This is a genomic window from Paenibacillus peoriae KCTC 3763, assembly GCF_000236805.1.
GTDB classification, from domain to species: Bacteria; Bacillota; Bacilli; order Paenibacillales; family Paenibacillaceae; genus Paenibacillus; species Paenibacillus peoriae.
The window spans coordinates 114,681-138,208 of the sequence record NZ_AGFX01000031.1 but is presented as its reverse complement, the minus strand read 5'-3'; the positions used below and the strand labels follow the sequence as shown (position 1 = coordinate 138,208).

General features: G+C 45.7%; 17 protein-coding genes and 4 pseudogenes. 19 read left to right on the top strand and 2 right to left on the bottom strand.

Annotation, left to right across the window (positions count from 1 at the left end):
• Positions 1 to 54 precede the first annotated feature (54 nt).
• The 3 genes from KQI_RS0117945 (at position 55) to KQI_RS0117935 (ending at position 5,223) form a co-directional block, all read left to right on the top strand.
• Positions 55 to 564: a GNAT family N-acetyltransferase gene (locus tag KQI_RS0117945; RefSeq protein ID WP_010348243.1), complete on the top strand. Its 510-nt coding sequence runs from the start codon at positions 55 to 57 to the stop codon at positions 562 to 564.
• Between the two features lie 769 nt (positions 565 to 1,333).
• On the top strand, positions 1,334 to 4,513 hold the full coding sequence (locus KQI_RS0117940; protein WP_010348241.1) for a cellulose binding domain-containing protein: 3,180 nt from the start codon (positions 1,334 to 1,336) through the stop codon (positions 4,511 to 4,513).
• 245 nt (positions 4,514 to 4,758) lie between these two features.
• A complete protein-coding gene (locus KQI_RS0117935; RefSeq protein ID WP_010348240.1) occupies positions 4,759 to 5,223 on the top strand; it encodes an SRPBCC family protein in 465 nt (154 codons plus the stop codon).
• 243 nt (positions 5,224 to 5,466) lie between these two features.
• On the opposite strand, the gene KQI_RS0117930 is transcribed toward KQI_RS0117935, so the two are convergent.
• The gene (locus KQI_RS0117930) at positions 5,467 to 6,384 is read right to left on the bottom strand and encodes an AEC family transporter (RefSeq protein ID WP_010348239.1); all 918 of its coding nucleotides are present in this window, start codon (positions 6,382 to 6,384) and stop codon (positions 5,467 to 5,469) included.
• Between the two features lie 248 nt (positions 6,385 to 6,632).
• Between KQI_RS0117930 and KQI_RS0117925 the strand changes: the two genes are divergently transcribed.
• The 7 genes and pseudogenes from KQI_RS0117925 (at position 6,633) to KQI_RS27100 (ending at position 12,740) form a co-directional block, all read left to right on the top strand.
• On the top strand, positions 6,633 to 7,604 hold the full coding sequence (locus tag KQI_RS0117925; protein WP_010348238.1) for a copper amine oxidase N-terminal domain-containing protein: 972 nt from the start codon (positions 6,633 to 6,635) through the stop codon (positions 7,602 to 7,604).
• Between the two features lie 261 nt (positions 7,605 to 7,865).
• Positions 7,866 to 8,388 (top strand): annotated as a pseudogene (locus tag KQI_RS27110) (IS3 family transposase); the annotation flags it as partial.
• 84 nt (positions 8,389 to 8,472) lie between these two features.
• On the top strand, positions 8,473 to 9,045 hold the full coding sequence (locus KQI_RS0117915) for a TetR/AcrR family transcriptional regulator (protein WP_029390218.1): 573 nt from the start codon (positions 8,473 to 8,475) through the stop codon (positions 9,043 to 9,045).
• A 157-nt stretch (positions 9,046 to 9,202) separates the two neighbouring features.
• The gene (locus KQI_RS0117910; RefSeq protein ID WP_010348235.1) at positions 9,203 to 10,159 is read left to right on the top strand and encodes an aldo/keto reductase; all 957 of its coding nucleotides are present in this window, start codon (positions 9,203 to 9,205) and stop codon (positions 10,157 to 10,159) included.
• A 34-nt stretch (positions 10,160 to 10,193) separates the two neighbouring features.
• A pseudogene (locus KQI_RS27105) lies at positions 10,194 to 10,653 on the top strand (LLM class flavin-dependent oxidoreductase); the annotation flags it as partial.
• Between the two features lie 127 nt (positions 10,654 to 10,780).
• Positions 10,781 to 11,689 (top strand): NmrA family NAD(P)-binding protein, encoded by a 909-nt coding sequence (locus tag KQI_RS0117900; RefSeq protein ID WP_010348233.1) that lies wholly within the window; start codon positions 10,781 to 10,783, stop codon positions 11,687 to 11,689.
• 262 nt (positions 11,690 to 11,951) lie between these two features.
• Positions 11,952 to 12,740 (top strand): annotated as a pseudogene (locus KQI_RS27100) (SDR family oxidoreductase).
• Between the two features lie 59 nt (positions 12,741 to 12,799).
• Here the strand turns inward: KQI_RS27100 and KQI_RS0117890 are convergent.
• A complete protein-coding gene (locus KQI_RS0117890; RefSeq protein ID WP_010348232.1) occupies positions 12,800 to 13,525 on the bottom strand; it encodes a DsbA family oxidoreductase in 726 nt (241 codons plus the stop codon).
• 204 nt (positions 13,526 to 13,729) lie between these two features.
• On the opposite strand from KQI_RS0117890, the gene KQI_RS0117885 reads away from it, so the two are divergent.
• From KQI_RS0117885 to KQI_RS0117845, 9 genes and pseudogenes are all read left to right on the top strand, one after another.
• Complete coding sequence (locus tag KQI_RS0117885) at positions 13,730 to 14,758, top strand: LacI family DNA-binding transcriptional regulator (protein ID WP_010348231.1); 1,029 nt, start codon at positions 13,730 to 13,732, stop codon at positions 14,756 to 14,758.
• Positions 14,751 to 15,629 carry a ribokinase gene (gene rbsK, locus KQI_RS0117880; RefSeq protein WP_010348230.1) on the top strand — a complete coding sequence of 293 codons (879 nt, stop codon included), beginning with the start codon at positions 14,751 to 14,753 and terminating at the stop codon, positions 15,627 to 15,629. The genes KQI_RS0117885 and rbsK overlap by 8 nt, the downstream gene beginning before the upstream one ends.
• A 1-nt stretch (position 15,630) precedes the next feature.
• Positions 15,631 to 16,064 (top strand): annotated as a pseudogene (gene rbsD, locus KQI_RS27095) (D-ribose pyranase).
• Positions 16,065 to 16,109: 45 nt separating this feature from the next.
• Positions 16,110 to 17,591: a sugar ABC transporter ATP-binding protein gene (locus tag KQI_RS0117870; RefSeq protein WP_010348228.1), complete on the top strand. Its 1,482-nt coding sequence runs from the start codon at positions 16,110 to 16,112 to the stop codon at positions 17,589 to 17,591.
• A gap of 1 nt (position 17,592) precedes the next feature.
• Positions 17,593 to 18,561: a ribose ABC transporter permease RbsC gene (gene rbsC / locus KQI_RS0117865; protein WP_010348227.1), complete on the top strand. Its 969-nt coding sequence runs from the start codon at positions 17,593 to 17,595 to the stop codon at positions 18,559 to 18,561.
• Between the two features lie 33 nt (positions 18,562 to 18,594).
• On the top strand, positions 18,595 to 19,515 hold the full coding sequence (rbsB, locus tag KQI_RS0117860; protein WP_010348226.1) for a ribose ABC transporter substrate-binding protein RbsB: 921 nt from the start codon (positions 18,595 to 18,597) through the stop codon (positions 19,513 to 19,515).
• A 226-nt stretch (positions 19,516 to 19,741) separates the two neighbouring features.
• Positions 19,742 to 20,749, top strand: a complete 1,008-nt coding sequence (locus KQI_RS0117855) for an ABC transporter substrate-binding protein (protein ID WP_010348224.1) — start codon at positions 19,742 to 19,744, stop codon at positions 20,747 to 20,749.
• Positions 20,750 to 20,786: 37 nt separating this feature from the next.
• Positions 20,787 to 22,502 carry an ABC transporter ATP-binding protein gene (locus KQI_RS0117850; RefSeq protein WP_010348222.1) on the top strand — a complete coding sequence of 572 codons (1,716 nt, stop codon included), beginning with the start codon at positions 20,787 to 20,789 and terminating at the stop codon, positions 22,500 to 22,502.
• 37 nt (positions 22,503 to 22,539) lie between these two features.
• Positions 22,540 to 23,514 carry an ABC transporter substrate-binding protein gene (locus tag KQI_RS0117845; RefSeq protein WP_010348220.1) on the top strand — a complete coding sequence of 325 codons (975 nt, stop codon included), beginning with the start codon at positions 22,540 to 22,542 and terminating at the stop codon, positions 23,512 to 23,514.
• Positions 23,515 to 23,528: the final 14 nt, after the last annotated feature.

Below are 23,528 nucleotides of genomic sequence, written 5' to 3'. Positions count from 1 at the left end.
GATGGGATGTAATCCAAGTAAAGAACGCACGGAACCGCCAAGAGGGGTGAAAGTATGGGGTATAATATCAAATCGGAACTTAAGCTGTCCATCAAAAGTGTACCAGAGTCGCAGAAGGACATTGTTGTGCAGCTCATGCAATTTTATTTGTATGATTTTACAGCCTATCTTCGAATTGATGTTACTGAGAAAGGTACATTCCCGGCTTACCCGGATTTGTATCAATACTGGACGAGTGGCGAACAGAAGTTGCCTTTTTTAATATGGAGACAGAATATTCCTGTGGGCTTCGCGCTGGTTGATCGAATGTCCAGCAATCGGGAGGCTGACTACTATATGGCCGAGTTTTTTGTGCTTCGCCCTTATCGGCATAACGGCGTCGGAACCTGGGCAGCTCATGAGCTGTTTGGACGTTTTGCCGGGCGTTGGAAGGTGACACAGATGAGCACAAATAGACCGGCACAATCCTTTTGGCGCAAGGTGATTGATCGTTATACGAATGGGGATTACAGGGAACAGACACATCCCGTACGAGGGAATATAAGTCAGTTTTTCAATACATGAAAAATTCATAATAAGAGATGGTAGCACAAAAGAGCCGAGGCGTTGCCTATCGGCTCTTTTGTGCGATGTCAATTGAGTTCTTCGATTAAACCATAGATCATCCTGATTGGGTGCCAAATGGGCACTGGATTACAAACGGCGACTCGAAACGGTTGAGAACAAGGGAGGGCTGCATTTACAACTCATTATGCCCATCACCATCTTCATTTTGATTTCGATGAGCGTGCTCTTTGCGGGCAACATTTTTTAGCATTGGCATTTGGATGCATGTAATAATATGGAATTAATTGAATTCTACCGGGGCATCAGCTGCGGCAGAAAATTGCTAAAACCGCGCATAACGCGGTTTTTTGGCATTTATCGAGGAATTTTGACATGTACGGAAACAAGAAATTAAAATAATTATTTCAATATATGAAAAATTATAAATAGAAAAAAGAAGATGGAATAAGCGGTAAATGGAGCGTTTTAGCAGGAGTAAAAGTACATAAATTATATAGGTAATATTACATATTCTTGAATTTTTACACAAGGAAATAGGAGAAAAATGACGAATGTATTGAATGAGACGCACAATGTAAGCCCTTATTTGGAAAGGAAAGGCTTAATTGGTGACTTCTTTTTATATTTCATCGCATGATTGGAGGTGGAGACGGAAGAAGTCAGTTTGAGTTGTGGGCTGAAACGAGTTGAAACGGAGGATCGAATTGGCTAATTTTTGACAGCAGGTATGACGTTATGTTCAAACGAAAAGAGAGGATGGCATTCATTGAAAAAGGCAAAAAGCAAATTAGGAGTTGCATGTCTGGCGCTTATGATCGCAGGAGCTTCCTGGCCGGGGATGGCAGCACAGGTGCATGCGGCACCACCAAGTGATGAGTACAGCTGGAAGAGTGTAGTTACAGGCGGAGGCGGCGGGTTTGTGCCCGGTATTATTTTTAATGAAAAGGAAAAGGATCTGATATATGCCCGTACGGATATCGGAGGAGCTTACCGCTGGGATGCTGCCAAAGAGAGCTGGATTCCGTTAACGGATTCCGTCGGCTGGGATGACTGGAACAAAAATGGGGTAGATGCGCTGGCCACCGACCCCGTCGATCCCAATCGGGTATATATTGCTACAGGTACGTATACCAATTCCTGGGACAAGGAAAATGGGCAAATTATGCGTTCGACCGACCGGGGCAATACGTGGAAGACAACCAAGCTTCCTTTTAAGGTCGGGGGGAACATGCCGGGACGTTCGATGGGTGAACGACTGACGATTGACCCGAATAAGAACAATATTTTGTTCTTCGGGGCACGCAGCGGCAATGGTTTGTGGAGAAGTGATGATTACGGGGAGACCTGGAGCAAGGTGGCCAGCTTCCCGAATCCCGGCGACTTTGTGCAAGACCCTTCAAATGAGTATACAAGTGATAACATAGGCTTAGCCTGGATTACATTTGATAAGAAAACAGGCTCTTCCGATAAAGCGACTCAGACGATTTATGTGGGTGTAGCCGATAAGAAGGAAAGTGTGTACCGCAGTACGGACGGCGGGAAGACCTGGTCTGCTGTGGCGGGACAACCAACGGGTTATTTGCCGCACCATGGCGTATTGTCCTCGGACGGAAATTTGTACATCACGTATAGCGATGGAGCAGGTCCATACGACGGGACAAAAGGTGAAGTGTGGAAATTGAATGCGGCCAGCGGTCAATGGACTAACATAAGTCCTGTCGCCAGTAGCAGTTCGGACAATTATTTTGGATATGGCGGCTTGGCAGTAGATGCGCAGAAGCCGGGTACTCTGATGGTGTCTACGCTGAATTCCTGGTGGCCTGATGCACTTATTTATCGCAGCACAGACAGTGGGGCAACCTGGAGCCCTATTTGGGAATTCGAATATTATCCAAATCGTAAGTTGAGATATAATCAGGATATCACGGCCGCGCCTTGGCTGACCTTTAATACGATTCCTGCTCCGCCTGAGGTATCTCCGAAGCTTGGCTGGATGATTGGGGATCTGGAGATTGACCCATTCAATTCAGACCGTATGATGTATGGTACGGGGGCTACAATTTATGGCTCCAAAAATCTGACCAACTGGGATAAAGGCGGGAAGATAGACATTTCGGTAGCAGCCCAGGGTATAGAGGAAACGGCCATTCTGGATTTGGTGAGTCCTCCAAGCGGTGCACCTTTGGTGAGCGGAGTCGGTGATGTCTCCGGCTTTAGACATGACGACTTGTTCAAGGCCCCGGCTAAAATGCTGGATACTCCAACCTTTACAAGCAGTGAAAGCATAGATTATTCAGAGTCAAATCCTGGCTTTATGGCACGGGTTGGCAAGGCGGATTACAAAAAAGATCCAAATGCCAAATCCATCGGATTCTCCCATGATGGCGGAGCGAACTGGTATAAAGCCAACAGCGAGCCTTCTGGCACTGCGGGAGGAGGCAGCATTGCTGTAGCTGCTGATGGCAATGGCTTACTGTGGAGCACATCGGATAAAGGGGTATTTTACTCCAAGACATCCGGTAATTCGTGGACAGCGAGCACAGGTGTTCCGGCAAATGCCAAGATTGTGTCTGACAGGGTGAACCCGAACAAATACTACGCATTTGCGGCTGGAAAAGTATATACGAGCACCGATGGAGGGGCTACCTTCAAGGCATCTGCGGCAACTGGATTGCCAAATCAAGGCAATGCGGATATCGGTGCTGTCCGCGGTGTGGAAGGAGAGGTGTGGTTAGCTGGAGGCTCCGAGGATGGAGGGGCATACGGCCTGTGGCATTCCAAGGATTCCGGCGCTACCTTCACCAAGCTGGATAATGTCGAGCAAGCAGACTTTGTCGGCTTCGGCAAAGCAGCTCCGAACCGCACAAATGCGGCCGTATTCATCGTCGGCAAAATCGATGGTGTACGTGGATTTTACCGTTCAGATGATAGCGGCGCGAACTGGGTACGTATTAACGATGACGAACACCAGTATGCACGGGTGACGACGATTATCGGCGACCCTCGGGTCTACGGACGTGCGTATCTGGGAACCAATGGACGAGGAATTCTCGTGGCGGACCGCTTGAGCGGCGAAGAGGCTCCGGCTCAGTCCACGATTACCCCTACGGCTGCAACTTATGGGCCGGACGACAGCTATGATGATATTTCTGTCAAACTTACACTGAACGGCAATACGCTGGATGAAATCCAGCAGGGCAGCACGGTATTAAAGAAAGATGAGGATTATAAACTTGACGGTGAAAAGGTAACCCTTACCAGTAAGTATTTGTCCACACTTCCAAAAGGAAACACATCATTGACGTTCCATTTCAATATAGGTGGCGATGCTCAATTTGTCGTTACAGTGAAGGACAAAACACCTAGTGACCCGGGAACGGATCCTGGAACCGATCCAGGGAAGGATCCAGGAACTGATCCAGGAAAAGACCCAGGTACTGATCCGGGAACCGATCCAGGAAAGGACCCAGGGACTGAGCCTGGAACAGAGCAGGGCGTTCTGAAGGTACAGGCATACAACGGCAGTTTGATGGATACAACCAATACAATTAATCCTAGAATTAAAATCTTTAACACAGGCACTTCTCGCGTTTCATTAGCGGATGTGACGCTGCGCTATTACTTTACCATAAACGGGGAGAAAGACCTGAATTTCTTCACGGATTGGTCTAACTATGGTGCATCCAATGTATTCGCCAGCTTTAAAAAATTGTCCAATCCAAAAGCGGGAGCGGATACTTACGCGGAAATCGGCTTTAAATCTACAGCAGGGTATTTAGAGCCTGGTCAAAGTGTCGAGTTGCAAACCCGGATATCCAAGGTGGATTGGACCAACTACTCGCAACTTGATGATTATTCCTTTGACAGTGCATCAAGCAGCATGAAGGATTCAAGCAAAATAACCGCTTATTTATCTGGCAGCAAACAGTGGGGAATTGAACCGTAAATCTAGTTAGACATATTAGAGGCACACAAGGCTAATTTTTTAGCAATAAGCCTTGCGATTCCTGCAACTGTTTAAAGCTTGCAATGAAGCCGGCCACTCTGTATGAGTGAGCTGGCTTTTTGCTGTTCAACCATTATTGCAGGCTTCGGACGGTAAACATTTTGGAGCATGTACAGCCTTTGAACGAGGTAAAATAAGAAAGTATCAAGCTAGCTAGCCATCAGGCAAACAGGAAGGATGAAATTATGAAGTTAACCTTAAGTCATCAACCGGCCGCAAGAGCGGAAATGTTAATTAGAAAACCGGTAAAAGAGGTGTTCGAGGCTTTTATCGACCCTGCAGTCACCACAAAATTCTGGTTCACCAAAAGTAGCGGAAGCTTAAAAACAGGAGAACGTGTTCGATGGGATTGGGAGATGTACGGTGTTTCCGCAAACGTGGAGGTAAAGGAAGTGGAGGAAAACAAGCGAATCCTCATCGAATTTGGCACTACAGTTGAATGGATATTTACTTCCCGGGCGGAGAATGAAACGCTCGTTACGATTACCAACACCGGATTTAAGGGAGATGGTGATGACATCGTAAAGCAAGCCATAGTGTCAACGGAGGGCTTTACAATTGTCCTTTGCGGACTGAAGGCGCTTCTGGAGCACAATATCGTTTTGAATCTCGTATCGGATAAAGCGCCGCATGCTCACCTCAAACGCTAAAAATCGTTTTTTAAAAGAAAATGTCTTACCAATGTAGAAAGAGACGGTTGCAGATTTCTGTAATAACTATTTCACTATATGAAAAATTCAAAATAGAAAAACCGTCTCTTGTTGCCTCATATCTCCATAAAACGCACATCCGCCATAAGAAAAAGAAGAATAATAGAACAAATGTTCTGTATTTAGCAAAAAAGAAACGCCCTCGTTCGAAAAGGCGTTTAAACTGTGGAATGGTAATGCCCGTCATACAAGGTACTTGGATGCGGAAATCAACAGCGTCATCGTTATGACATTCACAATCGTGGAAAGCAATACCGTTTGTGCGGCAAAATCAGGTTCATTTTTATATTCTTCCGCCAGAATACTTGTGTTAACGCCAGTAGGCATACCGGATGCAATGAGCAGTGCCTGAGCCGGAATTCCTTTAAGACCAAGCAGCGATACAATCAGAAAACCGACTATGGGACCTGCGATCAGGCGCAGTACCATACTGATATACACGGCTGCACGGCGCAAACGGAAGGGATATTGCACAATTTGTGCCCCCAAAGTAAGCAGAGCAACGGCAACCATCGATTGACTGATATAATTCAAAGGCTCATTTAGTAAATGAGGCAATGGAGTATGCAGCACATTCAGCAGCAAGCCCAGCGCAAGCGCGTAGGGTACAGGCATTTTTAAAAAATTAATTAAAATTCTTCGGGTATTGGCTTTGCCATTTTGTACAACAAATGTACCGTATGTAAACGTAACAAAGCTTTGAAAGGTCATAATCAGAGCCTGAACAGAAATGGCGAGTGGATCACCTTTGAACACCAATTGGTTGATTGGCAGACCATAATTTCCTGAATTATCTAGCATAACGCTGTTTGTAAAGGCTCCGCGCATCCCGGGGCTGTATTTCAGAGATCGGGCAACGATTGTGCTGATCACGTACAGAATAGCTATGTATAAGGCATAAAAAAGCGAGACCTCACCCATGAGCATTAAGGATATTTCCGAATTATAAAGGCCCGTAAACACTACCGCAGGGGTGATATAGTAAAAATTGATTTTAGCCAAGGTGTACAAATCCAGTCGGAAATAATATTGCATAATGCACCCCAAGCCAATGAGTACAAAAATAGGTAAAACAACGTCCAAAAGTATGGTGCCAAACATGTCTGTTTCATCTTCTTTCTATTATGCGAATGTATAGGCTAACGCTTAAAAATGCATGTGTAAATCCCATTATACTGTGGAAATCGGTCAAGCGTATATTAAAATTTTAGACTAGATTGGCAATCTACGCTGTAGCTCTAATGGCGTTTCACCCATTAGTAAAAAAAAGATAAAAAATCAGCTTATAGAAGCCGTTAATACATCTAGGGACATTGGAGCCCGGTCTTACTATAAGGAGGAATCGCATCATGAGAAACACTTGGACAGCCTTATTAGCGTGTATACTGGTCTTGGGATTGACAGCAGAAACCGCTGCAGCCAAGCAGGGGCACGGAAATGGTCAAGAGAACAAGCAGGAAGCAAAGACAACTGTTAAAGAAGTGAATGAGAAAAACAGGGAAAAGGTAAGCAAACCGCATGACTCAGACAATGATCAGTCCAAAAAGCCAAACGATAAAGCATCCGGCATAAAGGGTGAAGATGCACCTGCCGCAGTAACGGATGATACATACGGAGGGTCCAAAGGCCACAATGGTCACAAGGGACACAACGGGTACAAGGGTCTGCTTAACGCGGTAGAAAATACGAAGGACAAGCCGGCAGGAGCGGTTATTGCGAACCTGCTGCTTACGAAATACCCGGACCGATTGACTCCGGAGCAGATTGCTGAACTCGAATTGATCCGGAATTCCGGAAAAGCACTGGCTGAGGCAGCTGATCTGCTAGCTCAAAATGGAAATGTAACAGATGCTGTTTACATGCAGGAGGAAGCGGTGCTGGCTGATGTGACTGATTTGAACAGCTACAAAAAGCTAGGTGAATTGTCGAAGAAAGCTGGACAGCAGTCAGGTATGAAGCTGTTCGTGAACGGTAAACAATACGAAACCAAGCCGATTAATCGCAATGGAACTACACTGGTTCCGTTTAGAGCAGCTTCCGAAGCCTTGGATGCAAAGGTTTCCTGGGATCCGAAAGAAAAGGCTGTTATTGTCACTCGTAACGGCGTAACTGTCAAATTATTTGTTAACAGCTCCAACGTATATATTAACGGTCAGTCGTATTCTATCGAGCAGCCGGCATCCATAGTGGACGGGACGACAATGGTGCCTGTAAGGGTGATCGGAGAGGCCTTGGGAGCCAATGTTAAATGGGAGCCTGAGAGCCAGTCCGTGGTCATATACGAGCAGCCAACATCATTAACGCCTATATCAACACCCTAATGTGCTGTGAACACAAATTTTTGTAATAGCGAAAAGGGGCAGTTCAGTCATTTTTGACTTGGGGCAGCCCCTTCGTATTACTAGGTCAGCCCAATATTGATATGCTCCCCTTTAGGTAGACAGGTGAAATAATAAAACCTGATTAGCAAGGGGAGTTTTTCTATGTCAAAAATTAACGGATACTGCGGAAAAGATAGCCCCTATGCAAAGTGGCAGCATTCCCCGTTCAGGCTACTATAAGTGGTTAAATCGGGAAATCAGCGTTCAGAACAGCTAGATCATGCGATTAACCACAAGCGGATTTACCGCTTGATGAAACTGACAGGCATCCAATCGGTTATTCGCAGTAAGAAAAAGAAATACGTTAAATCCACCCCTGAACAACTATCGGAGAATGTGTTGAACCGTAGATTTACTGCCGAGAAGTCGAATGAGAAATGGGTGACCGACGTAACTGAAATGAAGTACGGAAGGGAGCAGAAAGCTTATCTTAGAGCCATCTTAGATCTTCACGATAATCCATTGTGGCCTACATCCTTGGTCATTCAAATAGCAATAGCCTCGTTTTCACAATACTGGACTTGGCTTTCAAAGCTGCACCCGGAACATCGCCAATGTTTTGCATAGTGACCGAGGTTTTCAATACACGTCATGGGGCTTTAAAAGGTGCTTAGAGGCACACGGAATGACGCAGAGTATGTCGAGAGTAGGAAAGTGCATCGATAATGGTCCAATGGAAGCATTCTGGGGCACCCTTAAGTGCGAGAAATACTACCTCCATAAAGATTGACGGCAAAGACATGCTTCGATAAAGAAATATTTCGGTCATTAAATTGATTTTGATCGAACGTTCGATTATACTGTGTTTATGAAAAATAAAACTGATAACAAAATGGAACTCATCTATCATACAACCATTGAACTTCTCAATGAAATAGGTCTGTCCGATATCTCCATGTCCAAAATTGCGAAGAGGGCAAGCATCTCTTCATCATCTATTTACTTTTATTTCGAAAGTAAAGAAGACTTGCTGATTAAACTATATTTTAACCTAAAGGAACAAATGCATCAGATGATGTTTAAAGGTGTAACGGCGGATATGTCAGTTAAGGATAATCTTGAGAAAATATTACGCAATTACTCCAATTATATTATGAACAATAAAGCTAACTTTCTGTTAATGGAACAGTTTCTTGACTCACCGTTTATACGCAAAAGCTGTAAAGATCAAAACGGTGGTGTATTCAAGCCGATGTATGCCTTATTCGAGAGGGGGGTCAGGGAAGGTCTATTTAAGGACTCGGAAACGAATCTTTTGGTTACTTACTCCTGTCTGCCATTTGTCCAAATGGGGAAAGAGTATATAAATGGCGAATATGAATTCAGTACTGCTAATATCGAGAACATGATTCAAATGAGCTGGAATGCTATTAAAGCATAAGCAGCCCATTTTTTTAATAAAAATTGATCGATCGTTCGATTGAAAAGAGGTGGACGTTTCTTAAGTCTTGGTTGGGTCGGAGGACTAGTCGTATTGCTTGCAACCGTATTTGCAGTGATTTCAATGCACTGAACAGATGGTAAAGGAGAGATTTTCTATGGAGAAAAGAGTGATTGGGGCAAGTGGACTGGAAGTATCAGCTCTGGGATTAGGGTGTATGACCATGTCCGACTTTTACGGCAGCGACCGGGATGAACAAGAATCCATACGAACAATTCATCGTTCATTGGAACTTGGTGTGGGCTTCTTGGATACCTCGGATATGTACGGTGTCGGCGAAAATGAAAAACTGGTGGGAAAAGCGATCAAAGATCGACGTCATGAGGTCATTTTGGCTACCAAGTTCGGGGTAGTACGCGACAAAGGGCGGACTTACTGGGGAATTAACGGAAGAGCGGAATATGTTAAGGCTGCTTGTGAAGCAAGCCTGCGCAGACTAGGCGTTGACCACATCGATCTGTATTATCAGCATCGTATTGATCCCTATACTCCAATTGAAGAGTCTGTAGGAGCGATGGCTGATCTAGTGAAGGAAGGCAAGGTTCGTTATATCGGCCTTTCAGAAGCCTCGCCAGATATGATACGCAGAGCACATGCGGTTCATCCAATATCGGCAGTGCAAACAGAATATTCCTTGTGGTCCCGAGACATTGAAGATGAAGTTCTTCCTACCTGCAGAGAGCTTAGTATCGGCTTTGTAGCATACGGTCCACTTGGACGCGGGTTTCTGACAGGTACTATTCAACGAAACGAGGATTTGGGGATCGACGATATTAGACGGAATTTCCCAAGATTTCAAGGGCAAAACTTACAGGAAAATCTTAAATTTGTCGCTCGGATTCAAGAGATAGCTGCTGAAAAGGGATGCACTGCTCCTCAATTAGTACTTAAATGGATTTTAGTACAAGGCAACGATATCGTACCTATTCCAGGAACAAAAAGAAGAAAATATTTAGAAGAAAATATCGGGGCTTTACAGGTTGAACTTACGGATTCAGATCTTAGACGCATCAATGAAACTGCGCCAAAAGACGTTGCCGCAGGACATCGATAACAACAGGGAATGAAGGAGGATCAACTATGGCTGAATCCATAGAAACTTTGAGATAGGCATTAATACCTTTTTAGAGAATTCACCGGATCCCGTAACGGGCGAGAGGACTAGCCATCCCGAGCGGATTCGGGATGGGATCGAAGAGATCGTAATCGCGGATTAAGTCGGCCTTGATGTGTTTGGGATTGGGGAGCATCAACGGTTTGATTATACTTCTGAATCGCCAGCTTGTGCTTGCTGTAGCGGCAGCTTTAACCAAGCGAATTCGGCTTACGAGTGCCGTTACTGTTCTTTCCTCGGATGATCTGGTTCGCGTATACCAATCTTTTTCTACACTGGACAGCATCAGCAATGGTCAGGCAGAAATTACGGTAGGCCGAGGAGCCTTTATTGATTCGTTCCCGTTGTTTGGCTATAGCTTGAACGATTACAGCGAATTGTTTGAAGAACACCTTGAGTTGCTTCTAAAGATTAGAGCTTCAGAAAAGGTAAGCTAAATTCCGCTAATTTACAGTTCGACAGACCGGATGTATTACGATATAGAATCTGCCTTAGGCCCGATATACGCAACAAAAAAATATCGACGGAACACTAACAAGAATTCATTAGGAGGAAAACACAATGTATGTAATAACAGGTGCAACTAGCAGAACAGGAAGTGTCGTGGCAAATTACTTAATAGAGAAAGGACAATCGGTAAGGGTGCTTGGACGGAATGCAGAAAGGCTGACTCCGTTTGCCGACAAAGGTGCTGATATCTTTGTCGCTGAGCCAGCAGACCAGGCGGCGCTGACTGAAGCCTTCACTGGGGCAAAAGCAGTCTATGTAATGCTCCAGCCTAACTATATTGCTACAAGCAACGACTTTCATGTCTTTCAAGACCGGATCATGGATGCAATTATGCCTGCTTTGGAAAAAGCGAAAGTAAAATACGTCGTTTCTTTAAGTAGCTGGGGTGCCGATAAACCTGAAGGAACTGGCCCTGTCGCCGGTCTGTACCAGCTTGAGCAACGTCTAAACCGTATTGCTGGTTTGAATGTGCTCCATATACGTCCAGGTTATTTCATGGAAAATACTCTTTCTCAGGTCGATAATATTCTAGCTCGGAATACAGCAGCAGGCCCTTTTAGTCCCAATATAAAGTTCCCGTTTATTGCCACACGCGATGTTGGCCTTGCTGCTGGAGAGGCTTTGCTGAAACTGGATTTTCAGGGTAAGTTAAGCCGCGAACTTCATGGAAGCCAGGATATTACAATGGTTGAAGTTTCCGCTATTATCGGCAAAGTCATTCAACATCCCGATCTAACTTACGTTCAGGATTCAAAAGAAAGAACAAGGCGGGATTTGCTTGGCCTCAATTTTTCTGAGCACATCATTCAACTCATTCTTGAAGTGGCAGACGCAATGAATGCGGGTCATATACAAATGTTGGAACCACGTTCGGCAGACAACTCGACTCCTACTTCTTATGAAAGGTTTGTCTACGAAACGTTATTGCCCTTGTATAAGCAAAGAGCCAGTAACACCTAGTTGCGGTGTCGTGAGTCCGCTTACTGCGCAAAGGAGGCTTAATATATGCCCGTTATAACTATTGAAAGCTTGAATTTAACTAAAGATCAAAAGTAATTGAACAAGGAATATCACAAGCTGGCGATGTTACACAATCAAGTATTGTACGTCCGTTTTCCATGGAGAAGGGGGATAATAAAAAGAGGAAAGTAAGGGTACTCGCATTACGTGTCCAGCATGTGTACAATTAAATAAAGATGACAGAAAAATGGGAGTGGCAAATATGGATTTGGGATTAACGGGAAAGGCTGCCTTTGTTGCGGGTTCCAGTAAAGGGCTTGGCAAGGCAAGCGCATGGGAGCTGGCACGTGAAGGGGCAAACGTCGTGATTTCAGGACGGAATGAAGAAGAGCTTCAGCGGACACAGGCAGAATTACAGGCAACAGCGAGTGGCCGAGTTGAATAAGTAGTTTGTGATGTAACGAAACCTGAGCATATTTCCGAGGCTATCCGCCGTACAGTGAATTTGTATGGTACCATCGATATTCTGGTTAACAATGCGGGTGGGCCTCCAGCGGGAACCTTTGATGACTTTGCGGATGAAGTTTGGCTGCAGGCCTTTGAGCAAAATTTACTTAGCCATATCCGTTTGATTCGCGAGGCTCTGCCTTATATGAAAAAACAACAAAGCGGCAGAATTTTAAATATTGCCTCCTCTTCGGTGAAGCAGCCGATTCCTGGCCTGATTATTTCGAATACGCTACGCACCGGGATTGCTGGACTGGCAAAGACATTGTCTATGGAATTAGCTCCTTACAATATTCTGGTACATACTGTAGCGCCTGGGAGAATTGCAACGGATCGTGTTCGCAGCCTGGACGAGCTTCGGGCAGAGAAAACTTCCCAAACGGCAGATCAGGTTCGCAGGCAAGCAGAAGAGGGCATTCCGTTGGGACGATATGGGGAGCCTGAGGAGTTCGGTAAAGTCGTTGCTTTTCTGGCGTCGACAGCTTCATCTTATTTGACAGGCAGTACCATTCTTGTTGATGGCGGAATGATTAAATCGTTATAAATAAAGAAGCGTACCAGCAGCGGAGTTCATCGGCTGTTAGGCACGCTTTTTTTGAAGCTTTATTTCTGGAGAGGAATTTCACAACCGTCGTCAGTACAAACACCGCTTGCATCCTGTTCGGAGGAGCTTGCGCTTACCATCGTAAATGGAGAGCGTTCGTCCCATGCTTTTTGCAGAGCATCATGGAACACTTCCTCCGGCTGAGCGCCCGAAACTGCAAATTTCCGATCAAACACAAAGAACGGCACACCTCGAACGCCCAACTCAGCACCTTCAGCTTCATCGGCTCGAACCTCATCTGTAAAGCGGTCACTGGCCAATATAGCAGCGGCTTCTTTCTGATCCAACCCTACTTCGGCAGCCAATGCCGCCAGCACTTCACGATTCCCCGTATGCTGGCCTTCTATAAAGACAGCCTGGAATAAACGCTCGCTCAGCTCCAGCATTTTGCCCTGTGTTTGTGCCCAATGTGTCAAACGGTGAGCATCAAGAGAGTTGGTCGGCACCATCGCATGAATGTTGTACTCCAAGCCGGCAGAGCGTGCATTTTCATTCATCCGATCATTCATCGCCTGAGCTTCTTGCAGACTGACGCCATATTTTGCTGACAGCTCTTCATTGATCGTTTTGCCGCTATCTTTTACAGCATCCGGGTTTAGTTCAAAGCTCTTAAACGTTAATTTCACCTCATCGCGGTGTGGGAATTGCTGCAACACTTGTTCCAAACGGCGTTTGCCGATATAGCAGAACGGGCACATAAAATCTGACCAAACTTCAATATTCATAAGGAAAAGCCTCCATGTTTTATTGAGCAAGCGGAAATGGGTCAGCTCACTTTTACAATGTGTATCAAGATGAAACTCATTTGGTTACAATATGGATTATAAGCCCAAAGCAGTTAACGTGCAAATATTTAATGCTTGCCAAAAAATAAATGCTGTGATATTTTATATCTGTAACCGGTTACACATTGGAGTTGAAATTACAGTATGACAACAATTAAACAGGTCGCCAGTTATGCAGGTGTTTCTGTAGCGACCGTATCCAGAGTTATTAATGAAACAGGATATGTGCATGAGGACACACGACGCAAGGTTGAGGAGGCTGTTAAGCAGCTGAATTACAAGCCCAACGAAGTCGCTCGTTCTTTGTATAAAAAGAAATCCAGATTAATTGGTTTGCTTCTGCCGGATATTACGAATCCTTACTTTCCTTTGCTGGCTCGCGGGGTGGAGGATCGAATGCAGGAAAATGATTTTCGGATTATTTTTGGCAATAGTGATGAAGATCGCCAAAAAGAGCTGGATTACATGGACACATTTGTTCAAAATAATGTCGTTGGAGTCATTTCATCTACGAATGATCCTGACGCCGATTGCTACGCCAAGCTGAAAATTCCTGTCGTTTTTCTTGACCGGACTTCCAGTGACAGCCTCTCCGTATATGCGGATGGGACCCACGGTGGTCGCTTGGCTGCTCAGGAAATAATTGCTCGTGGCAGCAAACAAATTACAGTCTTGCAGGGGCCCGCACATATTCGTCCGGCGCAGGATCGTTTTCGCGGGGCGGTGGAAGAGCTACAGCAATCGAATATTGCTTATCATGTTGTCGAGACCACTTCCTTTTCGTTCAAGGATGCGGAGTCGTGGGCCAAAGAGCTGTTCAGCAAGCACCCGGAGACGGATGGGGTTATCGCCAGTAACGATATTGTGGCAACAGCGGTAATGCATGAGGCGCATCGATTAGGAAAGAAAATCCCGGATGATGTTCAAATTATCGGGTTTGATGATATACCATTAAGCAGCTTGCTGTTCCCGCCTTTGTCAACGATCCGCCAGCCTGCTTATGAAATGGGCTGGGAAGCGGCAGGTCTGCTGATTCAACTGATTGAGCAATCGCAAGCAACGAAGTCAAGCACACCTAATCTTCATTCGAATATACTTACTCATTCAAGCATTCAGTTGCCTGTCAAATTTATTGAGCGGGAAACGACGAGAAAGGTGGATTTTCATGGCTAAAATTTCGATTATCGGAAGCAGTTCAATGGATCTTGTAGTTACTTCATCCAAGCGCCCTGGTGCGGGGGAAACCGTGTTAGGTGAAAGCTTTAAAACTGTGCCAGGGGGCAAAGGGGCCAACCAGGCAGTAGCCGCAGCTCGGCTCGGAGCGGACGTCACGATGATTGGGCGCGTAGGGGATGACCATTTTGGGCAACAGATTTTGCGGAATTTCGAGGAAAATCATGTTCATATCAACCATGTGAAACCGGTTACACATATGGAAAGTGGTACAGCACATATTGTACTGGCTGAGGGCGATAACAGTATTGTCGTGGTCAAGGCAGCCAATAATGAAGTAACACCCGCTTATGTGGAAGAGGCACTCGATGTCATCCGCAGCTCGGATATGGTGCTGGTTCAACAGGAAATACCGGCGGAAACGGTCGTTTATGTAAGCGAAATGTGCGCAAAGTACCAAGTACCGTTCTTGCTTAATCCTGCTCCGGCACGTGAAGTGGAAGCAAGCGTGATTGAGAATGCGACATACATCACGCCGAATGAGCATGAGGCTGCCATCATGTTTAAGGACATGAGCCTCCAAGAGGCCTTGCGCAAATATCCGAACAAGCTGTTTGTTACGGAGGGCAGCAATGGTGTACGTTTCTTCGACGGAGAACAGGAGGTTGTGGTTCCTACTTATAAAGTAGAGGCCGTTGATACGACAGGTGCAGGGGATACATTTAACGCTGCATTTGCGGTGGCGCTGGCTGAAGGAAAATCGCTGGCTGACAGTGTGAAATTCGCTAATCGCGCGGCTTCATTGTCTGTTACCAAATTTGGAGCCCAGGGTGGTATGCCGACCCGCCGTGAAGTGGAGGAGCAATTATAATATGAAAAAACATGGAATCCTGAACAGTCATATATCCAAAGTACTGTCGGATCTCGGCCACACGGACTATATTGTCGTGGCCGATGCCGGTTTACCTGTTCCTGAAGGCGTTATCAAAATTGATTTGGCCCTTAAACTAGGTGTCCCTTCCTTTCAGGACGTAGTTGATGTCATCGCTGCGGATATGGTAATCGAAAAGGTGACGTTGGCCGAAGAAATCAAACAAGGAAATGAACAGGCATTACAGCAGATTACCCGTACGTTTTCAGGTAGCAATCAGAAAATCAACAGATTGCGGCACAATCTGCCGTCATTGAATTTTGCTCGCATGAACAATTCAAGGAGCTGACCCGGCATGCCAAGGCGATCATTCGCACAGGTGAAGCCAAGCCGTATGCCAATTGTATTTTACAGGCAGGGGTTAACTTTGGATAATCCATTTCAGCTAAGATATTTTTTGAATAAAAAGGAGGGCGCAGCATGCAGATTCAAATGAAGGGAATACACAAGGCCTTTGGAACCAATCAGGTGCTGAGTGGAGTAGATTTTGATCTCCGTGAAGGAGAAGTACATGCCCTCATGGGTGAAAATGGTGCCGGCAAATCAACATTGATGAACATTTTAATCGGTTTGCATCGGCGTGATGAGGGAACGATCATGATCGATGGTCAGGAAACGTATTTCGCCAACCCCAAGGAGGCCGAGCAAAAGGGAATTGCTTTTATTCATCAGGAATTGAATGTGTGGCCGGAGATGACGGTGCTGGAAAATCTGTTTATAGGCAAGGAAATGACATCCAAGTGGGGATTACTGAACAGTACTAAAATGAAAGCGTTGGCAAACGCGCAATTTGTTAAGCTTGCGGTAAATCTTCCTTTGAATAGTGAGGCAGGCAATTGCTCTGTAGGTCAACAGCAGATGATTGAAATAGCCAAAGCACTGATGACGGATGCAAAAGTTATCGTGATGGATGAACCGACAGCCGCCTTAACCGAACGGGAAATTCAAAAGCTGTTTGAGGTTATTACTTCCTTGAAAAAGGATGGCGTTTCAATTGTATATATATCACACCGGATGGAGGAGATATTTGCGATCTGCGACCGGATTACTGTCATGCGTGACGGGAAAACAGTGGATACCCAAGCCATTCCAGATACCAATTTTGATGAGGTTGTACGTAAGATGGTCGGAAGAGAGCTGACCGAACGCTACCCGGCAAGAACACCTGCTTTGGGAGACGTGGTATTTGAGGTCAAAAACGCCTCGCATAAAGGTCTGTTTGAAAATGTGAATTTTTCGGTAAGATCGGGTGAAATTGTAGGTTTCTCAGGTTTGATGGGCTCGGGACGGACCGAGATCATGCGGGCACTTTTTGGACTGGATGCTTTAGACAGCGGAGAGATACATGTACGTGGAACAAAGGTGTCTATTCGCAAGCCGGATGATGCGGTAAAGTTGGGAATTGGCTTCATTACTGAAGACCGTAAAGATGAAGGCTTGGTGCTGGACTTTTCGATCAGGGAAAACATGGTGCTGCCCAATCTGTTTAGCTTTACTTCAAAAGGATTGATTTCAGACAAAAAAGAGCTGGATTTTGTTAACACATTAATTAAGCGCTTACAAATTAAAACCCAGTCGGGCGAAACGCCTGTCCGCAGTCTGTCAGGTGGGAATCAGCAAAAGGTAGTTATCGCCAAATGGGTAGGCATTGGACCAAACGTTCTCATCCTCGATGAACCAACGAGAGGCGTAGATGTAGGGGCCAAACGGGAAATTTACCAGCTAATGAACGAACTGACTGAACGCGGAGTCGCTATTATCATGGTATCCTCAGAGCTCCCCGAGGTACTCGGCATGAGCGACCGTATTATCGTGGTGCATGAGGGAAAGATCAGCGGAGAGCTGAGCAGGGAAGAAGCCACACAAGAAAACATTATGACGTTAGCTACAGGAGGACAGTAATATGACAACTATGAATGAAGCAAAAGGCAGCAAAGGCTTTTCGATGTCACAAATTACACAAAAGCTTGGTCCGTTGTTGGGACTCATTATTCTGGTGATCATCGTCTCTGTCTTGAATCCCAGTTTTTTGGAACCGCTCAATATTTTGAACTTGTTACGACAGGTGTCCATTAATGCGCTGATTGCGTTTGGCATGACCTTCGTTATTCTCACAGGTGGAATTGATTTGTCAGTCGGCTCCATATTAGCACTATCCAGCGCCTTTGTTGCCAATATGATGCTGGCCGGTTTCGATCCAATTCTGGCGATAATCATTGGCTGCGCATTGGGTGGCGTGATGGGGATGGTCAATGGCTTGATGATCACTAAAGGTAAAATGGCTCCGTTTATCGCTACATTAGCAACCATGACCATTTTCAGAGGATTGACACTCGTCTATACCGACGGGAATCCCATTACAGGACTCGGGGATAGTCTGATTTTTCAATTGTTTGGTCGTGGCTACCAGTTTGGTATTCCGGTTCCAGCAATTACGACGCTCATTACGTTTGCAGTACTGTGGGTCATTTTGCATAAAACGCCGTTTGGACGCAAAACGTATGCCATCGGGGGAAATGAGAGAGCGTCCATCGTATCAGGCATTAAAGTACCACGCGTTAAAATTTGGATTTACTCGCTGGCCGGGATGCTTTCCGCTTTGGCTGGTGCGATCCTGACCTCACGTCTGGATTCGGCGCAACCGACAGCAGGAACCTCTTATGAACTGGATGCCATTGCGGCCGTCGTACTGGGTGGAACAAGCCTGTCAGGAGGACGCGGACGAATCGTAGGTACGTTGATTGGTGTGCTTATTATCGGTACGTTAAACAATGGCTTGAATTTGCTGGGTGTTAATTCTTTTTATCAAATGGTGGTAAAAGGGATTGTCATCGCCATTGCTGTACTGATTGACCGCAAGAAGTCCGCATAAACTACCTAATCTGTATCAAAGGAGACCACAACTATGAAAAAGCTTACATTAATCATGACAGCCCTGCTGCTTGTGCTCATGACAGGCTGTTCCCTGGAGCCGCCGGAGTGGGCGAAGCCTAAAGCGGCTGCGAATTTGAAGGACATTAAAATCGGCTTGTCGATCTCGACGCTGAATAATCCATTTTTCGTATCTCTCAAGGACGGAGTCGTTGCAGAGGCCAAAAAACAAGGAGTTCAAGTCATTGTCGTCGATGCACAAAATGATTCGGCGAAACAAAGCAACGATGTAGAAGATCTGATGCAGCAGGGTGTGAATGCCCTCCTGATCAACCCGACGGATTCGTCAGCGATTTCCACGGCGGTACAATCCGCGAATACTTCGAACATCCCGGTCATTACGCTGGATCGTTCGGCTGACAAAGGGGATGTAAAAACACTGGTCGCTTCTGACAACGTGGAGGGCGGACGGATGGCAGCCAGATACTTGGTGGAACACGCCGGCAAAGGAGCCAAGGTGATCGAGTTGGAAGGTGTGCCAGGTGCATCTGCTACCCGCGAACGAGGAAAAGGCTTTCATGAAGTGGCCGACAAGGAACTGAAAGTGATTGCCAAGCAAGCGGCCGATTTTGATCGAACCAAAGGCTTGAATGTCATGGAAAATCTGCTGCAAGGCAATCCGGATGTTCAGGCAGTATTTGCCCACAATGATGAAATGGCACTGGGGGCGATCGAGGCCATCCAAAGCTCAGGCAAGAACATTCCAGTCATCGGCTTTGACGGTAACGAGGATGCGCTTAAATCTATTAAGGAGGGCAAGCTGACAGCCACAGTGGCTCAGCAACCCGAGCTGATTGGGCAATTGGCTGTTCAGGCAGCCAAGGATGTACTTCAAGGGAAAACCGTGAAAAAATCAATTCCTGCGAAGCTGGAGTTAGTGGATCAATCGAAATAAAACGGGTGTATACCCAATAAAGTTAAGGTCTCGGACTGATGCAAACATGTGCATCAGTCTTTTTTTTGGATTTGATCCGCTCCGGTTCACTTTGTATCCCTAAATCGGATAAAGCTACATCTAAAATTTGTATTGTAAGAAGACTCGTTAATAGATAAAATAAAAATTATATGATAATGAGAATCACTATCATTTTGATATATATGTTTAAGGGGGATTTACTATCGTGCAGCAAAATAACAGATCAAAATTAGGAATCACGTTTTGTCTGGTTGTACTGTTGACGTTGGTGTTAGGCGCATGCGGGAACGCAGATAACAACAATCAGACGAATAAAGAGACGGGTACTAATGATTCTTCCGGGCAGTCGAAAACGGTTGCTACGCGTGAGTATACAGATGCTACTGGCAATAAGATCAGTATTCCTGTCAATCCGCAGCGTGTAGTCACGACGCAATATTTGGATGCTATGTTGACTTTGGGTGTTAAGCCAGTGGGAGCTACTTCTTATTTGCTGGAAGGCGACTATTTAAAAGGAAAGATTGACGGGATTGCTGATATTGGGAACCCGACCAATGTTGAAAAGGTGCTTGAGCTCCAACCGGACCTGATCATTGCAACAGAAGATACCACTCCGGAAGTGAAGGAGCAGTTGGAAAAGATTGCTCCAACCGTGGTCGTTTCTTTTGGAAACGGGGATGTATTCAAGCAATTGCAGGATGTTGCAGCTGTGCTGGGTAAGGACAAGGAAGCCGAGCAATGGATCGCTAACCTCGACAAAAAGGCCGAAGAAGGTCGAAAGAAACTAGCCGGGAAATTTAAGAAAGATGAATCCGTTACGATTTATATGACCTATGGCAAGGATGTGCTAAGAGTTTACGGGGCGCGAAATGTAGGCCATGTCATTTACCGTTCACTGGAATTGAACCCGCCCGAGTACATACGTCAGAAGCTGGCTCAGGACCCGAAATTTAACTTTGTTTATGATTCTATTTCGATGGAAAAGCTGCCTGAACTGTCTGGAGACCGGATTATTATGCTCGTTTATGATGAAGCGACTAAAGACGGAATACTTAAGGAAATTGAGCAAAGTGCATTGTGGAAAAACCTGCTGGCTGTCAAAAACCACAAAGTGTATTTCATCAAGGCTGATCCATGGTTTACATATTCACCCCTTGCTATTGATCAATCGCTGGATGAAGCCATTAAAATGTTTTCCGTCGATCCTAAATGATCGATTCAATTGAAATAGGAAGGGAGATGTCATAACGATGCTAAGACGATTTTTTGAATACTACCGTCCTTATCGGACTTTATTTATCATTGATTTCTCTTGTGCCTTGCTGGCTGCGCTGTTGGAACTGGCTTTTCCCCTTGCGGTTAACCGGGTGGTCGATGATTTGCTGCCCAGCGGGAACTGGAAATGGATTTTATTTGCCTGTCTAGCTTTGCTTGGGATTTATGTCGTAAGTGCCGGACTGAATTACGTGGTTACCTATTGGGGGCACAAGCTGGGAATTAACATTGAGTCAGACATGCGCAAAAAGCTGTTTGATCGGGTGCAAAAGCAATCCTTTCGCTTTTTTGACAATAACAAAACAGGGCATCTGGTCTCCCGTATGACCAACGATCTGATGGATATCGGAGAAATTGCCCACCACGGGCCCGAGGATTTGTTCATCGCGCTGATGACTCTGGGCGGGGCCTTCGGTATCATGCTTAGCATTAACTGGAGGCTGGCTGTGCTGACATTTATTATTGTTCCGCTGATGATTTACTTGTCCTTGTATTTTAGCCGCAAAATGAATGCTGCTTTCCATCGTATGTTTTCTGATATTGCGGATTACAACGCCCGGATTGAAAACAACGTTAGCGGTATCCGCGTTGTACAGGCTTTCTCCAACGAAGCACATGAAATGAAACGTTTTGCTGAAAATAACGGACGGTTTCGTAAAACAAAGCTGATCGCTTATCGTATTATGGCATGGAATTCTTCGATCAGTTTTATACTGATGAAGCTGGTCTCATTGTTTGTGCTTGTATGTGGAACATGGTTTGTTATTGAGGGGCAGATGACCTATGGGGAATTTATCGCATTTGTAATGCTGTCCAATGTATTTCTCGCACCAATCAAACAAATTAACTCCGTCATTGAAACATATCCCAAAGGGATTGCCGGCTTCCGACGTTACCTGGATTTGCTGGAGAGTGAATCTGACGTAGAGGATTTGCCGGCTGCCAAGACGGTTAAGCATCTTAACGGAGATATTCAATTTGAGGGTGTAACGTTTGGCTATGAAAACAAAGATAAGGTACTACGCAAAGTAGACCTATCCATTCATGCAGGAGAAACCGTAGCACTTGTTGGTCCTTCAGGGGCAGGTAAAACGACACTTTGCAGCTTGCTGCCTCGCTTCTATGATGTCGAGGAAGGCAGCATTACGATTGATGGCATGGATATCCGTGAAATGAAGCTGGATTCGCTGCGATCCATGATTGGTATCGTACAGCAGGATGTATTCCTCTTTGATGGGACGATTCGTGAAAATATTGCTTACGGCAAACTTGATGCTTCAGAAGACGAAATTTGGGATGCTGCCCGGCGGGCTCAGATTGAAGATCTGGTTCGCTCATATCCGGAAGGGCTGGATACGATGATTGGCGAACGAGGCGTGAAGCTGTCTGGCGGTCAAAAGCAACGCTTGTCTATTGCCCGGATGTTTCTGAAAAATCCGCCAATTCTCATTTTGGATGAAGCAACATCGGCATTGGATACGGAGACGGAGGCCGCGATTCAGCAGGCGCTGGCGGAGCTGTCGGAAGGCCGCACAACGCTCGTGATTGCCCATCGTTTGGCAACGATCAAAAATGCCGACCGCATTATCGTAGTTGCAGATCAGGGTATCGTCGAGCAAGGGAGACATGAAGAATTGCTGATCGCAAAGGGGGCTTATAGCCGTCTGCACCAAGCTCAGTATGGTACGTAATTAGGTCTTTGAAAGCAAAGCGAGAGGGATGAATTTCTTGAAGAAGCAAATTTGGAGTTTGGCAATACTGCTTGTACTCGTTGTAGCTCTGAGCGCATGTGCAGGCAAAATGAACCCGGCTGCTGAAAAGCAGGATCAAGCTTCTGGCGGGCAGAAGCCAGCGGCAACCAAGACAGTCAAAACCATTCATGGAGAGATTACGATTCCTGTTCAGCCCAAACGGATCGTGGTAGATATGTATCAAAATGATTTATTGGCCCTCGGGATCAAACCCGTGGGAAGTGTAAAGTATTATCTGGATAACCCGTTCTCGAAGGAGCTTGTACAAGACATTGCAAGTATTGGGGACCGCGGTAGCGTGTCCGTTGAAAAAGTCCTGGCTCTGGAGCCGGATTTGATCCTGATTGGTTCCAAAGATGTAGGCGAGTATGAGAAATACAGCAAAATTGCTCCAACTATCGTCATTCCTTATGGGACGTACAAAAATGTGCATGAGGAGCTGACAGCTTTCGGTGAGCTTCTTGGAAAAGAACGAGAGGCCGAAACATGGCTTGCCCAATATGATCAGCGGATGCAGGCGGCGCGTGACAAGTTGAAGGGAATCATCCAGCCTGGGGATACGTTTACTGTTATGGAGGCCTCTCCCAAGGAATACTATGTATATGGTGACAATTTTGGCAGAGGAGGCCAGGCGATCTATAGAGGTCTTGAGTTAACACCACCACCGCTGGTTCAAAAAGAACTCATGGGTGAAACTCAATGGAAGTCAGTTTCGAGAGAGGTAATTGACAAGTATGCAGGCTCTTATATTTTTCTAACCGTTAGTAAGGAAAACACCGGATATAAGGGAGACAGCATATGGAAGTCACTGAGTGCCGTTCGAAATGACAGAGTTTTTGAGCTTCAGGAGGACCGGTATTGGTATTTTGATCCCATTGCTATTGTGGGACAAGCTGAAGAGATTGCAGATCTTCTTGTGCAGCGGAATAAAGAGAACGCTCCACAGAAGTAGCAGCTCTTGCTGGA